Consider the following 16,036-nt stretch of genomic DNA (forward strand, 5'->3'; position numbering starts at 1 on the left):
CTGAAACGGAAAACGGCGGGAAACCCCGCCGCTTCAGGAAAATCCGCTGCGCGGTTTCTCTACTGGATCGAGCCGACGGCCATCTCGTCGACCTGGCGGGTCAGCGTCAGGCCGATCACCGGGATCATCTGGCTTTCGACCTTGACCGAAACGGTGACGTTCATCGTCTTGTCGTCACGCACGCGGGCGATCATCGCACCGTTCAGCTTGGCGCGGTTGATGCCGACGACGACGGTATCCTCGGAGACGGCGCCGGAGACGACGTCAAGGCCCTTGCCGGCGGCGCCGTCCAGGAACTTGCCCTTGTAGGTCGAGCCCGACTGCGAGATGACGGCAGTCATCGGCTGTTTGAAGACGCCAACGCGGCAGGTGCCGTCGAGCTTGATGCCGGCGCTGCTGTCGCCTGTGGGTTCGCCGATCAGGTTGCAGGTGAATTTCGTGCCCTTGTACTTGCCGGCGACGATTTCGCCGGGGCCTTTCCAGGAGCCGGCGACCGAATCGAAGAAGGCCTTGTCACGGGTTGCAGCAGTGGCTGCCGGAGCGACATCTGCGACGGGAGACAATGCCGCGGCGGCCAGGCCGCATACGATGAGAAACTTGCGCGAATACATGGATTTTCCTTGGCAAACACCACTCACGAACTGGGTGCAAGTTTTGCCGAAGAATGGTTAATCCTTCCTTTCAATTGTGCCGAAATGCGCGGAAAGACAGGAATTTCAGGCGCCGGAGATTTTAAAATACTGTCGCTAGAGCTCTGAATTCACTGAAATTTCTTCAACGTTACGCAAGGGGAGGCGAAAGACGCGGAATCGCTGTGTCGCTCAAGGATTGTTGCCGCGCGGCGACATGGACGGGGTGAGATCGCCGATGAAATCACCGATTCCCGGCCGCTTCAGGGCCCGGAAGGCAAGCGGACGGCAGAGATCCATGGCCGCGATTCCGATGCGGGCGGTCATCAGGCCGTTGATCACACCCTCTCCCAGTCGGGCCGAGAGCCTGGAGGCCAGCCCGTGACCGAGCACCTGCTGGACGAGGCTGTCGCCGACGGCGATCGAGCCGGTGACGGCCAGATGCGCCAGCACGTCGCGCAGCAGGCGGAACATGCCCAGCGTGCCGGGCCGGCCGCCGTAAAGTTCGGCCATGGCGCGAATGAGGCGCACGGCCTCATAGAGCACGTAGAGCAGGTCGACCACGGCACGCGGGCTGACGGCGGTGACGATCGAGACGCGCTTGGAGGCATTGACGATCAGCGCGCGGGCCTTGCGGTCGAGGGGAGCAAGCAGTTCGCGTTCGGCGAGCGCAATCAGATGCGGGGGGTCGATGACCTCGCCCTCGGTCGCTTTCAGCGTTGCGCGGCCCTTCGATGTCTCGGGATTGGCGGAAAGCAGGGTGGTGAGGCGCGCCACGACGGCGCGCGCCTTCGCCGGCCGGGTTTCGAGAATCGCGGCGTCTGCTTCGGCCTTGATCGCCTGGACGGCAGCAAGACGCATCATGCCCACAGTTTCGCGGACGACCAGGGCAAGCACGGCGAGGATGCCGACGGCGAGCACGGCAAGGGCTGCATAACCCAGCCAGTCGGCGCGAGTGAAGAGATCGCGGATCAGGCTGTCGGTCCAGAGGCCAATGGCGAGAGACAGCAGGATGCCGAAGGCGCCGGCGGCAATCTTGCCGAAGGAGGTTCGACGTTTCCGCGGCGTGGCAACCGGAACTGCGCTCAGATCCTTGTCGGGATTGAGGAAGGGATCGTCCTCATCGGGCGTCACGATGATATGTTCGGAGAAACTTTCCGGCTTGCGCCGTTGCTCTGCCTGCCTGCCGTTGTCTCGCGGCTGGGTGACCTCGTCCTCATAGGTGAAGGCGGCGGGTGCGCGGCGCGGCGGATCGGACGGGGGCTTGCTCATGCGAGACGGTCTCCGAACAGGAACTGCATGGCGCGGTCGAGGCGGATATGCGGCACCGACAGCTTGATGCCGCCGCCGGTTTCCTCAAGCTGCGGCGGGCGGAACCTGACGACGTTGACATCGTGCAGCTGCAGGCCTGTTACACCCGAGGCAATGCGGTCGAACAGGCTTTCCGGATCCTCCGGCAGGTCGCCGGGGAAGATCGCGGTCTTTCTCTGGCCGTCGAAGCGTTCGCCGGCAAGGGTTTCGCCGTCCATCGGCGTGCCGACGATGACAGGCAGCTCGTGGCCATCGCGCTTGACGGTCGCCTCGCGAGTGGCGCGGACGGAGGCAAGCGCCATGACGTCGATGCCGGCCCCCGCCATGCCGATGCGGTCGATGGCGCGATCCACCAGGCGGCGGGTCAGCGCATCAAGCCGGTCATGGCTTTCATGGTGGAGGTGATCGGCCTTGGTGGCGGCGACCAGCACGCGGTCGATGCGGCGTCCAAGCAGGGAGGAGAGCAGCGAATTGGTGCCGGGGCGGAAACAGGCGAGCACATCGGTCAGCGCGCGTTCCAGATCCTGTACGGCTTCGGGGCCGCGGTTCATCGCCTGCAGCGCATCGACCAGCACGATCTGGCGGTCGAGGCGGGCGAAATGCTCACGGAAGAAGGGTTTGACGACGACCGATTTGTAGGCCTCGTAGCGCCGCTCCATCATCGTCCACAGCGAGCCGCGCCCAGGACGTCCGTCCGACGGCAGCGCCAACGGCGCGAAGGTCAATGCTGGCGACCCATCCAGATCGCCGGGCAAGAGCAGGCGGCCGGGCGGCAGGGTGGAGAGCGAGCGTTCATCGGCCTTGCAGGCCTTGAGATAATCGGCGAAGGCGGTGGCGAGGTCGCGGGCGATCATCTCGTCGGCGCCGGCGTGGATATCGGCGGCGCGCGTCAGAGCCAGCCACTCACGCGACAGCTCCGAGCGGACGCCGGTTTCGGCGAGCGCGATGGTTTCCTCGCTGAAGGTGCGGTAATCCTTGCCGAGCAGCGGCAGGTCGAGCAGCCATTCGCCGGGATAATCGACGATATCGATCGACAGGCGGCCGGGGGAAAACAGCCGGTTCCAGCCGCTGGCGCTCTGGTAATCCAGCGTGATGCGCAGTTCCGATATGGCGCGGGTCGAATCCGGCCAGATGCGGTCCTTCACCAGCGCACGGATATGGTCCTCGTACTGGAAGCGCGGCACGGCATCGTCGGGCTGCGGCTCCAGCCGCACCGCCGAGACCCGGCCGGATTGCACCGGCTCGAACAGCGGCAGGCGGCCGCCATGCAGGAGATTGTGGACCAGCGAGGAGATGAAGACCGTCTTACCGGAGCGGGAGAGGCCGGTGACGCCGAGCCGCACGGTCGGATTGACGAGGCCGCTCGCCCGGTCGGCGAGATTGTCGAAGGCGATGCGGGCGTCATCGGCAAAGGATGTCAGGCGTGGCGGCAAGGCGCGATTCCGGTTGGTGACTGCCCCGCAATATAGGGAGGGCGCGCCGCCCGCAAAAGAAGAGCGGCGTGAAAGACTTCAGACGACCACGAAATCGGTGAGGCGCCAGACAGAGGCCGAAGCGTCAAAATCGACGACGGCAAGGCCTGCGGTTGGGAAGCCGCCGGGAAGGGCGCTTACCATCGCGTCATGGCCGATCAACGTCTCCAGCGCCTGCTCCATGGTCGGATTGTGGCCGACCAGCATGACGGCCGCCTCATCCTGTGCATCGACGATCTCGAGATAGGTATCGACCGTGGCGTTGTAGAGCGCATCGACATAACGCACCTCGAGCGCGACGCCCATCGCCCGGTGGACGGCGCCTGACGTGTCACGGCAACGCAGCGCTGTCGAACTGATCAGGAGATCGGGACGATAACCCTTGTCGGCGGCCTTGTCGGCGATGATCTCGGCATCGCCAAAGCCCTTTTCGCTCAGCGGCCGGTCGAAATCGCGCTGTCCGGGTTCGGCCCAGCTGGCCTCGGCATGACGCAGGAGATAGATGCGGTTGGGCGGAGGCAGCGGTACGGTCATGGGCAAATCCAGGATCGGGCGGGGTCTTTTCAGTAGCGGTTGCGATTGGCCGCCGTCAATCGCCAGCCATGTCGCAACTGCCCGAAACGTGGCCGATAACACGGCGTTTTGAAGGCGAAGCAAAAAACGGCAATCGGAATAACCATGACAAAATAGATCGTTAGCCGAAAATTGTAACAGATTTAAAAATCTGTTTACCTGTCGTATTTGGCTTGAATCGCGACTAGCGCTTGGGATATACACCCGGCCAGATGAGATGTTCTTCAGGAGAATCGCGTTGAGTGAGAAGATCGATCTTAGCAATTACGTTCCCTCGGAAGAGGAAGAGTTCATGAACGTAAACCAGCGTGCCTACTTCAGGGCCAAGCTGGTTGCATGGAGAAACGATATCCTTAGAGAAGCGCGCGAGACGCTCGACCATCTGGCCGAGGAAAGCGCAAACCATCCCGACCTCGCCGACCGGGCGTCGTCGGAAACGGACCGGGCGATCGAACTTCGCGCCCGTGACAGACAGAGAAAGCTGATTTCGAAGATCGACGCGGCACTGCAGCGCATCGAAGACGGTACCTACGGCTATTGCGAGGAAACCGGCGAACCGATCGGCCTGAAACGTCTCGACGCCCGCCCGATCGCGACACTGTCGATCGAGGCGCAGGAGCGTCACGAACGTCGCGAAAAAGTCTATCGCGACGAATAAGAGTTTTCATGCAGGCATGAGAGCAGAACAGGCGCCGCGATCCCGATCGCGGCGCCTTTTTCGATAGTCACGAAGGCCCGAGATCGAGCCTCCGCGACGGAGTTCCACTATTATAGCGGATCTCCTGCTGCCAGAGCTTTCCAAGATTGCTCTCGGTCGGCCTCCATGGCGAGGTCAATCACGACAAGGGTGCCATTCCTGATCCGCCGCCGCATGACGCCTGCTCGGTCAGGATCTGTCCGAACCATGCCTTGATCATGCAGAGCCTGCAGCCGCGAGCGTGACACTTTCAGTTCGGAGCCCAGCAGACGGTCGAGGCGTGTGCTCGTTGGAAACGGGACCATCAGTTCGATTGCCAATCTCGTCCAATTCGCCGTGTCGCTCTGCATCTCTTTTTTGATGTCAAATTCGGCAAACTCGTCCACACGCCGTGACTTCTGCCGGAGAGCATCGAGGTTGAAGGTTTCTGCCCGGATCCAGCCGGGATCGTTGGATTGCAACGCGTCAAGGACTTGAGGATCGATGTCGCGAACATTGCGGCGCTCGAGGATTGGCCGGTTCCATGTTCTTTCACAGGTCAGGCATTTGTAGATAAGCCAGGCGTCGAGCTTGCGACCGTTGGCGTTGAGCCGGATCTTGCCGCTGGGTTGGAAAGCTCTGAGGCCCCCGCATCCGCCGCAGGCCAACCAGGGCTGGGGAGCTGTCTTGGGAATAATGGTCCATCGGACCCGAAGCGTATTGCACATACCGTCTTGGTCTTCCGTTCGGAAGTCCACCAAGATGGTGCATGAGAAAACCCTTGCGGGCGCGGTGTGGCGATGTTGTGGGCGGCTGAAGAGCTGAGACAGCGGAGCTGCACATGGCACATTGTAACAATGCCAAACCGGTCTCTCGCCACCACCCGATGAACATGTTCGTATGCCGCCAGCGTGTCGCTTTGCGGCAGTACGGGTGAAACTGGAGTGAGACCGGTATTTACTTAGGCAAAGTGTTACCTCGAATGCACCAAAGCTCTTCGACTTCAGAGATAACAAATGATCGGCATCAAGGGGAGCCCCCGAGCCGTACGCGAACTGAAAGCCGCAGCATTGCGGCTTTTATGCAACTTGGTGATGAAGGCCGGCGTGTCTGCCCTCATTTGTCGCGATTGACGCTCATCTCGCCGAAGATGCGGGCGACTTCCTTCTGCAGTTCCGTATCGGCTCCGGTGATGGGAGCTAGCTCGGGATCGCGGCGCGGCAGGTTGCCCGGCTGCGGCGCGGCTTGGCGGGGTTCCTGGTTTGCCGGCGCCGGCACGATGCGCTCGGCCGTCAGATTGCTCGACATCTCCTCTTCCAGCACGCGCTGGAAATCATGACGGATCGCCGCTGCCGACTGCGCAGCCGCATCGTCCTCGGCCGTAACAGGCGCGGCGCGTGCTGCCGCCGGCACGTGCTGGACAGGCGGGGCGGAGACCTCCGGTTCGATGCGCTGCTGCGGCAGCACGCGCTGGCGGGCGGCATCGAGAATCTCGGCTGCACTCGCGGTATCATGGAACTGTGCGGGCTGCGCGGCTGGGGGAACGGCGGGACGCTCCGGCGGGCGCGACTGGGGCGGAGCGGCGCGCAGAGGATTGTCGCGTTCGGCCGACAGTGGAGCTGTCACCGGCTCTGCCGGAAGCGGGCTCGTGACCACCGGCGGCGCAACGGCCGGCGGGGCCGATGTTTGAGCCGATGATTCCGGGCGCGAGCGCGGCTCTGGCGGGACCGGCGAGGAGAAAGAGGGCTCGGCGGCCGGCTCGACACGGGCAGCGACCGGCGGGCGCGGCGGAGCGACCGGCGGCGTTTCCGGCCGCGCGACGGGTATCGGGCGCTGCTCGATGGGCTGCGGGCGGTTGACGCTTTCCGGTTGTTCGGTTGCCGCGGCGGGCAGGATGCGGCTTTCGATGACGATATCGCTCGGGCCGCCGATCATGATCAGGTGCTCGACGTCGTCGCGGCGCACCAGCACCAGCCGGCGGCGGGCATCGACGGCAGCGGCATCCAGCACCTGCAGGCGGGGCTGGCGGTTGCGGCCGCCGCGCACGAAAGGCGAGGGCGCCCGGCTGCGGATCACCCAGAGCACGAGGATGAGCAGGAGAAGCGCCAGACCGACGCCACCGGCTGCAAGCAGGAAACGACTGCCATAAGCTCCGACAACATCATCCAACATAGTCACTTACTCCATTTCGCATTTCGGCACATATTGACGACTTTTCCGTTCCTTAGGCAAGGGCCGCCCATGCTGTCCAGTCACGGGAGAACGCGATTTCGTGTTCAGCTGCCTGGCGCCCAGCGACCTTGCGCAGGGGCGGCCGCTTTGGGCTTCAGGGGCAGATGGCGCTGTTGCCTGTGAATTCAAGCAGTCTTGCCGGTTGCCGGTGTTTTTGCCGACGCGGCAAATTGCTAAGAAGGAAAGAGTGCCTGATTCCCGCTTTGTGTTCGTGCTACGAAGCGGGAGGGGCTTATGTGAGGAATACATGACGAAACCGCGTCAGGCCGACGATTATAACGCACCGCTTGTGGATCGTGGGGGGCGTTCTGGCACGGTTTTGCGCATTCTGCTGCTGGCGCTCGTGCTGATTGCTGCCGCCGGGGGCTTCGTCTTCTTCAAAAAGTCGCTCGACAACGAGATCGTGCTCGGCGGTCTCGGCGTGCTCGCCATGGTCGGCATCTTCTTCCTGGTGTCTTCGGTCATCGGCTTCATCGAGGTGATGCCGCAGCGCCAGTCCGACAGCCTGGCGCGCGCCTTCCTCAACAGCCATCCCGACGGGACGCTGATCACCGACGAAAAGGGCCGGATCATCTATGCCAATGCCGCCTATGGCGCGCTGACCGGCGCGCGCAAGGCGACCGAGGTGCAGACGCTGGAAACGCTGCTGTCGCGTCACCGCGAATCCAATGAAGCGCTCTACAGGCTGGTCAACGGGCTGCGCGAGGGCAAGGAAGGCCGGGAGGAATTTCGGCTGCTGCGCGCCGTCGGGCCAGGCAGCAACAGCTCCGGCGCGCATTGGTACCGGCTGAAGGCACGGCTGCTGCAGCCGGAGGAGAATAGCGGCAGGCCGCTGCAGATCTGGCAGATCACCGACATCACCACCGAGCGCGACGACCAGGAGCGCTTCTTCAAGGAATTGCAGAACGCGATCGATTATCTCGACCATGCGCCGGCCGGCTTCTTTTCCGCCGGCAGGAAGGGCGAGATCTTCTATCTGAATGCGACGCTTGCCGAGTGGCTGAGCCTCGACCTCACCAAGTTCGTGCCGGGCTCGATGACGATCGGCGACGTCGTGGCGGGCGAGGGGCTGGCGCTGATCCAGTCGGTGCAGGCCGAACCGGGTCTGAAGAAGACCGTGACGCTCGACCTCGACCTGCGCAAGACCAACGGCCAGAGCCTGCCGGTGCAGATCATCCACAGCGTCACCTCGATGCGCGATGGCGCACCCGGCGAAAGCCGGACGATTGTGCTGGCGCGTGAAAAGAGCGAGGCCGGCGGCCAGTCGGCTTCTGCCGCCGCCATGCGCTTCACCCGTTTCTTCAACAACACGCCGATGGCGATCGCCTCGGTCGACGGCGACGGGCGCATTCTGCGGACCAACGCACCGTTCCTGAAACTGTTCTCCGGCGTCGTCTCGCGCGACGATCTCGAAAAGGCGCCGCATCTCGAAACCATCGTGCAGGAGAGCGACCGGCCGCAGCTTGCCGAGGCGCTGGCGGCGGCCAAGGATCGGCAGGGCGATATCGCGCCCATCGATACCCGGACGCCGACCGACGAGGCGCGCTATTTCCGCTTCTATGTCAACGCGGTCATCGACCAGAGCGACGAGGCGCCCGAGGAGGCGGCGATCGTCTATGCCGTCGAGGTGACCGAGCAGAAGGCGCTGGAAGCGCAGATGGCGCAGACGCAGAAGATGAATGCTGTGGGCACACTCGCCGGCGGCATCGCGCATGATTTCAACAACGTGCTGACGGCGATCCTGCTGTCCTCCGACCATCTGCTGCTGCAGGCGCGGCCGGCCGATGCCAGCTTCGCCGACCTGATGGAGATCAAGCGCAACGCCAACCGCGCCGCCGTGCTGGTGCGCCAGCTGCTCGCCTTCTCGCGCAAGCAGACGATGCGGCCCTCGGTACTGAACCTCACCGATGTCGTCGGCGACCTGCGCATGCTGGTCGACCGGCTGCTCTCCGGCACCAACGTCAAGCTCGACGTGCAATATGGCCGCGACCTCTGGCCTGTCAAAACAGACCTTTCGCAGTTCGAGCAGGTGCTGATCAATCTCTGCGTCAATGCACGCGATGCGATGCCCGAGGGCGGCACGCTGACGCTGCGCACCAAAAACCTGACCGCCGCCGAGGTCTCCGCCTTCAACTATTCCTACATGCCGGCCGAGGACATGGTGCTGATCGAGGTGGCCGATAACGGCACCGGTATCGCGCCTGAGATCATGGACAAGATCTTCGAGCCCTTCTTCACCACCAAGGATGTCGGCAAAGGCACCGGCCTTGGCCTCGCCATGGTCTACGGCATCGTCAAGCAGTCGGGCGGTTATATCCAGCCGGAATCCGAAGTCGGCAAGGGCACGACCTTCCGGGTGTTCCTGCCGCGCCACATCCCTGAGCCGGCGGTCGCCGCCGAAGCAGGTTCCATCGACAGCGCCATCGCCGAGATCGGCGTGCGGCCCGAGGCGCCGGCGACACAGCAGCCGGAGGATCTGACGGGATCGGCGGTCATCCTGCTCGTCGAGGACGAGGAGGCGGTGCGCCGCGGCGGCAAGCGCATGCTGGAAACGCGCGGCTACACCGTACACGAGGCGGGCTCGGGCGTCGAGGCGCTCAGCATCATGGAAGAACTCGACGGCAAGGTCGATATCGTCGTCTCCGACGTCGTCATGCCCGAAATGGATGGGCCGACGCTGCTGCGTGAGCTGCGCAAGACCTATCCCGACATGAAATTCATCTTCGTCTCCGGCTATGCCGAAGATGCCTTTGCCCGCAACCTGCCGCCGGATGCGAAATTCGGCTTCCTGCCGAAGCCCTTCTCGCTCAAGCAGCTCGCTGTTGTGGTGAAGGAAACGTTGGACGGGTGAGTGGGGTGCGCCCGAGAGAGGGCGTGCCACACATCGCCTCTGGCACGGTTGTGCCGTGCCAGCCCCTCTGCCCGGCAGGCAGAGGGGCTTTTTCGGCACCATCTATCTGTCACGGCCATACCGACCTACCCGTCAATCCTCATTCCGCAGCGCCACCGCAATCTCGGCGGCAAGCCGCGCATTGTTCTCCACCAACGCAATATTGGTTTTCAGGCTCTGGCCGTCCGTCAGGTCGAAGATGGTCGAGAGCAGATAGGGCGTCACAGCCTTGCCGGTGATTTCGTCGCGCTCGGCGCTATCCAGCGCCCGCTCGATATAGATTTCCATCTCCTCGCGTGGGATTTCGTCGACTTCCGGCACTGGGTTGGCGACGAGCATGCCGCCGTCGACACCGAGCTGTTCGCGCACCGTCTGGAAATTGGCGATGGCGGCCGGGCTGTTCAGCGACAGCGGGCTTGATATGCCCGAGGAGCGTGACCAGAAGGCGGGGAATTCCTCGCTCTCATAGGTGACGACAGGCACGCCGCGGGTTTCCAGCACTTCCAGCGTCTTCGGAATGTCGAGAATCGCCTTGGCGCCGGCGCAGACGACGATGACGCCGGTTCGGGCGAGCTCCTCGAGGTCGGCTGATATATCGAAGCTTTCCTCGGCGCCGCGATGTACGCCGCCGATGCCGCCTGTGGCAAAGACGCGGATGCCGGCGCGCGCTGCCGCAATCATCGTCGCCGCGACCGTGGTGGCGCCGGTGCGGCGCTCGGCGATCGCGAAGGCGAGATCGGCGCGCGACACCTTCATCACCTCGGTCGCCTTGGCGAGCTGTTCCAATTCCGCGGCTTCAAGACCGATATGCAACGTGCCATGAATGACGGCGATCGTTGCCGGCACCGCTCCCTGTTCACGGATGATCGTCTCGACGCTGCGGGCCATCTCAATATTGCCGGGATAGGGCATGCCGTGGGTGATGATCGTCGATTCCAGCGCCACCAGCGGCGCGCCGCGCTGCTTGGCGCTGGCAACCTCCTTCGAATAGGCGATCGGCAGAAGAGGGGAGATGGGCTTGGTCATGGTCTTGTCCTATGATCGACAGAACATAATGCCGAAAAGTGTGGGCGGTTTTCGGACGGCATCATGCTCAACTCTTTAATTAGTCGCTTCAATGCAGAATTCTGATCTTGGGAACAAGGGCAAGCGCCTCATTCAAAAGATCCGGCGTCAGATTTTCGTTGACGGCGTGCCGCGACTGCACGGTCAGCGTGGCGGCCGCGGTGCCGTGGCGGACGGCTTCCTCGAGCGGCAGGCCGAGCATCAAGGCGGCGAGCGTGCCGGCCGCAAGAGAATCGCCGGCACCCGTGACATCGGCGACGGTGTCGGCGATCGGCGGCTGCAGCGTCACGGCGCGGTGCCCGCAAAGCGCGACGAGTTCGCGCCGGCCGCGAGTGACGACGGCATTCCTGATGCCGATCTCGTTCAGCAATGGTGGCCAGCCGGCGGCGTCTTCCGGCTGCTCACCGGTCAGGGCGGCGGCCTCGGCCTCGTTCAGGAACAGGTAGTCGATATCTCCGATGCAGGGTTTCAGCCTGACGACCTTGGCCGGCGAGATGGCGATCGCCGCGACGGGCTTGGCCAGGGAATGCGCCTTGGCGACGATCGCGGCGATCGTCTCTTCCGGCAGGTTGGCATCGAAGAGGATGAAATCATGGGCGTCGAAAGCTTCCCGCACCCAGCGGATGGATAGACGCCGCGGCACGAAGAAGCGGTAGAGATCCATGTCGGCCAGGGCGATCACCAGATTGCCGTCCTTCTCGATGATCGCCGTGTAGCTCGGCGTCTTGCGGTCGAGGAAGACGAAAGGCCGGTCGTCGATGCCGGCGAAATCGGCGGCTTCGCCGACCAGTTCGCCGTTGGGATCGCCGCCGCGCGGCGAGATCATCGTCACCTGAAAACCGAGCCTTGCGAGATTGCGCGCCGCATTGAAGCCGCCGCCGCCGGGCTCCTCGAACCAGGTGCCGGGATTGCTGGCGCCAGGCGCTGTCTCGCCGGAGATGCGGCCGCGCCGATCGATATGGGCACCGCCGAGAACGAGAATCTTTCTTTTCATTTCAGGCACTCTCCAGATGCCCGACGTGCGAATCGATGGGATGGGTTTTTGTGCGCGGGTGCCGGCACTTTACATCTAAGTCGTTGCTTTTCATCGATAAAACAAATACAGAACACGGGCCGTTTTACCTTTTTCTTTCAATTGTTTGATCGCCTATTGCGAGAGTGGAACAAATAGGGTACAAACTCGACATTGCTTGGGCGGCTTCAATAACCTAAAGGTGGATCGGATGTCTCAGAATTCATTGCGGCTGGTAGAGGACAAATCGGTGGACAAAAGCAAGGCGCTTGAAGCGGCACTCTCACAGATAGAGCGGTCGTTCGGCAAGGGCTCGATTATGAAACTCGGCTCCAACGAGAACGTTGTCGAGATCGAGACGATCTCGACCGGCTCGCTTGGCCTCGATATCGCACTTGGCGTCGGCGGCCTGCCGAGGGGCCGCATCATCGAAATTTACGGGCCGGAAAGCTCCGGTAAAACGACGCTTGCGCTGCAGACCATTGCCGAAGCGCAGAAAAAGGGCGGTATCTGCGCCTTCGTCGATGCCGAGCATGCGCTCGATCCTGTCTATGCCCGCAAGCTTGGCGTCGATCTGCAGAACCTTCTGATCTCGCAGCCCGATACCGGCGAGCAGGCGCTTGAAATCACCGATACGCTGGTGCGCTCCGGCGCCGTCGACGTCCTCGTCGTCGACTCGGTCGCCGCACTGACACCACGCGCCGAAATCGAAGGCGAGATGGGCGACAGCCTTCCCGGCCTGCAGGCGCGCCTGATGAGCCAGGCGCTGCGCAAGCTAACCGCTTCGATCTCGAAGTCGAACACCATGGTGATCTTCATCAACCAGATCCGCATGAAGATCGGCGTCATGTTCGGTTCGCCGGAAACGACGACGGGCGGCAATGCGTTGAAATTTTATGCCTCCGTGCGCCTCGACATCCGCCGCATCGGCGCGGTCAAGGAGCGCGAAGAGGTGATCGGCAACCAGACACGCGTCAAGGTCGTCAAGAACAAGATGGCGCCACCCTTCAAGCAGGTCGAGTTCGACATCATGTATGGCGAGGGTGTTTCCAAGACCGGCGAGTTGGTTGATCTCGGCGTCAAGGCCGGCATCGTCGAGAAATCGGGCGCCTGGTTCTCCTATAACAGCCAGCGTCTCGGCCAGGGTCGTGAAAACGCCAAGACCTTCCTGCGCGACAATCCGGATCTCGCCCGCGAGATCGAGTTGTCGCTGCGCCAGAATGCCGGCCTGATCGCCGACCGCTTCCTGCAGAACGGCGGACCGGATCCCGATGACGGCGATGGCGATGCCACTGCGGAAATGTAATTTTCGCGCTTGAACTCATCAGTCAGTTCCAGCCGGCCGCATTCCTGATGAGAATGCGGCCGGTTTTGTTTGTCTGCTGGACAGTGGCGGAGGCGAACGTTAAAAGCCGATGGATTTGTATTTACCTGCCTCCGGCAGCATTGAAGGGCATAGCATGAGCGGCGTGAACGATATCCGGTCGACCTTCCTCGACTATTTCAAGAAGAACGGCCATGAGATTGTTCCGTCGAGCCCGCTCGTCCCGCGCAACGACCCGACGTTGATGTTCACCAATGCCGGCATGGTGCAGTTCAAGAATGTCTTCACCGGCCTGGAAAAGCGTCCTTATTCGACGGCGACGACCTCGCAGAAGTGCGTGCGCGCCGGCGGCAAGCACAACGACCTCGACAATGTCGGCTATACCGCGCGTCACCTGACCTTCTTCGAAATGCTCGGCAACTTCTCCTTCGGCGACTATTTCAAGGAGAATGCGATCGAGCTTGCCTGGAAGCTCGTGACCGAAGGTTTTGATCTGCCGAAGCATCGCCTGCTGGTAACCGTCTATTCCGAAGACGAAGAGGCAGCGACGCTGTGGAAGAAGATCGCCGGTTTCTCCGACGACAAGATCATCCGCATTCCGACCTCCGACAATTTCTGGCAGATGGGCGATACCGGCCCCTGCGGTCCGTGCTCGGAAATCTTCATCGACCAGGGCGAGAACGTCTGGGGCGGACCTCCGGGCTCGCCGGAGGAAGATGGCGACCGGTTCCTGGAATTCTGGAACCTGGTCTTCATGCAGTTCGAACAGACGGAGCCCGGCGTTCGCAACCCGCTGCCGCGTCCGTCGATCGACACCGGCATGGGTCTGGAGCGCATGGCCTGCATTCTGCAGGGCGTTCAGAGCGTGTTCGACACCGATCTCTTCCGGACACTGATCGGCGCCATCGAGGATACGATGGGCGTCAAGGCGGAAGGCAGCGCCAGCCACCGCGTCATCGCCGACCACCTGCGCTCCTCGGCCTTCCTGATCGCCGACGGTGTGTTGCCGTCGAATGAGGGCCGCGGTTATGTCCTGCGCCGCATCATGCGCCGCGCCATGCGCCATGCGCAGTTGCTCGGCGCCAAGGAGCCGCTGATGTACAAGCTGCTGCCGACGCTGGTGCAGCAGATGGGCCGCGCCTATCCGGAGCTGGTGCGCGCCGAGGCGCTGATCTCGGAAACGCTGAAGCTCGAGGAAAACCGCTTCCGCAAGACGCTCGAACGTGGCCTGTCGCTTCTGTCGGACGCAACGACGGATCTTTCCAAGGGCGATATGCTGGATGGCGAGACCGCCTTCAAGCTCTACGACACCTACGGCTTCCCGCTCGATCTGACGCAGGATGCATTGCGTGCCCGAGAGATCGGCGTCGACATCTCCGGCTTCACCGATGCGATGCAGCGCCAGAAGGCCGAAGCCCGCTCGCACTGGGCCGGTTCCGGCGAAAAGGCGACCGAAACCGTGTGGTTCGAGCTCAAGGAAAAACACGGCGCGACCGAATTCCTGGGCTACGACACCGAAACGGCTGAAGGCGTCGTGCAGGCGATCGTCAAGGATGGCGCGGTTTCGACCGAGGCCAGGGCCGGCGACAAGGTGCAGATCGTCGTCAGCCAGACGCCGTTCTACGGCGAATCCGGCGGCCAGATGGGCGATACCGGGGTGATCTCGTCCGACCACGGCAAGATCGAGATTTCAGATACGCAGAAGAGGGGCGAAGGCCTGTTCGTGCATCTGGGTACTGTCATCGAAGGCGTGGTCAAGGATGGCGATGCTGTCGCGTTGACGGTCGATCATGCCCGCCGTTCGCGCCTGCGCGCCAATCACTCGGCAACCCACCTGTTGCATGAGGCGCTGCGCGAAGTGCTGGGCACTCATGTGGCACAGAAGGGTTCGCTGGTAGCACCCGAGCGCCTGCGTTTCGATGTTTCGCATCCGAAGCCGATGTCGGCCGAAGAGCTGAAAATCGTCGAGGATATGGCAAATGAGATCGTGCTGCAGAATTCGCCGGTCACCACGAGGCTGATGAGCGTCGACGATGCGATCGCCGAAGGTGCGATGGCGCTGTTCGGTGAGAAATACGGCGATGAAGTCCGCGTCGTGGCGATGGGCGAGGGTGTGCGCGGCGCCAAGGCCGGCAAGCCCTATTCGATCGAACTCTGCGGCGGCACGCATGTCGGAGCCACCGGCCAGATCGGCCTGATCCGCGTTCTCGGCGAAAGCGCCGTCGGCGCCGGCGTTCGCCGCATCGAGGCCGTCACCGGCGAATCGGCGCGCGAATATCTGGCCGAACAGGACGAGCGCGTGAAGACGCTTGCCGCCTCGCTGAAGGTTCAACCGTCAGACGTTCTCTCGCGCGTCGAAGCGCTGATCGACGAGCGCCGCAAGCTCGAAAAGGAACTGGCCGACGCCAAGCGCAAGCTCGCCATGGGCGGCGGGCAGGGCGGCTCGGCCGATTCCGTGCGCGAAGTCGCCGGCGTCAAGTTCCTCGGCAAGTCGATATCGGGCGTCGATCCCAAAGATCTGAAGGGGCTCGCCGATGACGGGAAGACCAGCATCGGCTCGGGCGTCGTGACGCTCATCGGCGTTTCCGAGGATGGCAAGGCAAGCGCGGTCGTTGCCGTGACGCCCGACCTCGTTGATCGCTTCAGCGCCGTTGATCTGGTGCGCGTCGCTTCTGCCGCGCTTGGCGGCAAGGGCGGCGGCGGCCGTCCGGACATGGCGCAAGCTGGCGGCCCTGATGGCGCCAAGGCCGACGAAGCCCTTGAGGCAGTTGCGTCGGCACTTGCAGGCTGACCATCAGCCTGACGGCGTTTGACATGTGGACCGGCTGCGAGATCTGGATTTCGCAGCCGGT

The 16,036-nt window shown here is 63.0% G+C and carries 12 protein-coding genes; 4 read left to right on the forward strand and 8 right to left on the reverse strand.

Annotated elements, in window-relative coordinates; translation table 11 throughout:
• Positions 1 to 59: 59 nt before the first annotated feature.
• From FHT75_RS24065 to FHT75_RS24080, 4 genes are all read right to left on the reverse strand, one after another.
• A complete protein-coding gene (locus FHT75_RS24065; protein WP_027667695.1) occupies positions 60 to 611 on the reverse strand; it encodes a hypothetical protein in 552 nt (183 codons plus the stop codon).
• 210 nt (positions 612 to 821) lie between these two features.
• Positions 822 to 1,901 (reverse strand): YcjF family protein, encoded by a 1,080-nt coding sequence (locus FHT75_RS24070; protein WP_047613949.1) that lies wholly within the window; start codon positions 1,899 to 1,901, stop codon positions 822 to 824.
• The gene (locus FHT75_RS24075; RefSeq protein ID WP_127430915.1) at positions 1,898 to 3,373 is read right to left on the reverse strand and encodes a YcjX family protein; all 1,476 of its coding nucleotides are present in this window, start codon (positions 3,371 to 3,373) and stop codon (positions 1,898 to 1,900) included. The genes FHT75_RS24070 and FHT75_RS24075 overlap by 4 nt, the downstream gene beginning before the upstream one ends.
• 78 nt (positions 3,374 to 3,451) lie before the next feature.
• On the reverse strand, positions 3,452 to 3,946 hold the full coding sequence (locus tag FHT75_RS24080; RefSeq protein WP_047610040.1) for a SixA phosphatase family protein: 495 nt from the start codon (positions 3,944 to 3,946) through the stop codon (positions 3,452 to 3,454).
• A 277-nt stretch (positions 3,947 to 4,223) separates the two neighbouring features.
• Between FHT75_RS24080 and dksA the strand changes: the two genes are divergently transcribed.
• Positions 4,224 to 4,643, forward strand: a complete 420-nt coding sequence (gene dksA, locus FHT75_RS24085; RefSeq protein WP_017964517.1) for an RNA polymerase-binding protein DksA — start codon at positions 4,224 to 4,226, stop codon at positions 4,641 to 4,643.
• A gap of 110 nt (positions 4,644 to 4,753) precedes the next feature.
• Here the strand turns inward: dksA and FHT75_RS24090 are convergent, their stop codons facing one another.
• Together FHT75_RS24090 and FHT75_RS24095 are read right to left on the reverse strand one after the other, a co-directional pair.
• On the reverse strand, positions 4,754 to 5,389 hold the full coding sequence (locus FHT75_RS24090; protein ID WP_047611592.1) for a DUF1062 domain-containing protein: 636 nt from the start codon (positions 5,387 to 5,389) through the stop codon (positions 4,754 to 4,756).
• A 388-nt stretch (positions 5,390 to 5,777) separates the two neighbouring features.
• Positions 5,778 to 6,839, reverse strand: a complete 1,062-nt coding sequence (locus tag FHT75_RS24095; protein ID WP_097543653.1) for a flagellar biosynthetic protein FliO — start codon at positions 6,837 to 6,839, stop codon at positions 5,778 to 5,780.
• Positions 6,840 to 7,140: 301 nt separating this feature from the next.
• On the opposite strand from FHT75_RS24095, the gene cckA reads away from it, so the two are divergent.
• Complete coding sequence (gene cckA, locus FHT75_RS24100; protein WP_047610036.1) at positions 7,141 to 9,744, forward strand: cell cycle histidine kinase CckA; 2,604 nt, start codon at positions 7,141 to 7,143, stop codon at positions 9,742 to 9,744.
• Positions 9,745 to 9,876: 132 nt separating this feature from the next.
• On the opposite strand, the gene FHT75_RS24105 is transcribed toward cckA, so the two are convergent.
• Positions 9,877 to 10,809 carry a pseudouridine-5'-phosphate glycosidase gene (locus FHT75_RS24105; protein ID WP_063475220.1) on the reverse strand — a complete coding sequence of 311 codons (933 nt, stop codon included), beginning with the start codon at positions 10,807 to 10,809 and terminating at the stop codon, positions 9,877 to 9,879.
• A gap of 88 nt (positions 10,810 to 10,897) precedes the next feature.
• A complete protein-coding gene (locus tag FHT75_RS24110; protein WP_127430914.1) occupies positions 10,898 to 11,842 on the reverse strand; it encodes a carbohydrate kinase family protein in 945 nt (314 codons plus the stop codon).
• A 229-nt stretch (positions 11,843 to 12,071) separates the two neighbouring features.
• Here FHT75_RS24110 and recA point away from each other — a divergent pair, with 229 nt between their 5' ends.
• On the forward strand, positions 12,072 to 13,166 hold the full coding sequence (recA, locus tag FHT75_RS24115; RefSeq protein WP_003540131.1) for a recombinase RecA: 1,095 nt from the start codon (positions 12,072 to 12,074) through the stop codon (positions 13,164 to 13,166).
• 154 nt (positions 13,167 to 13,320) lie between these two features.
• Positions 13,321 to 15,975, forward strand: a complete 2,655-nt coding sequence (alaS, locus tag FHT75_RS24120) for an alanine--tRNA ligase (RefSeq protein ID WP_028758078.1) — start codon at positions 13,321 to 13,323, stop codon at positions 15,973 to 15,975.
• Positions 15,976 to 16,036: the final 61 nt, after the last annotated feature.

The organism is Rhizobium sp. BK112, assembly GCF_014193215.1.
Taxonomy (GTDB): Bacteria; Pseudomonadota; Alphaproteobacteria; order Rhizobiales; family Rhizobiaceae; genus Rhizobium; species Rhizobium anhuiense.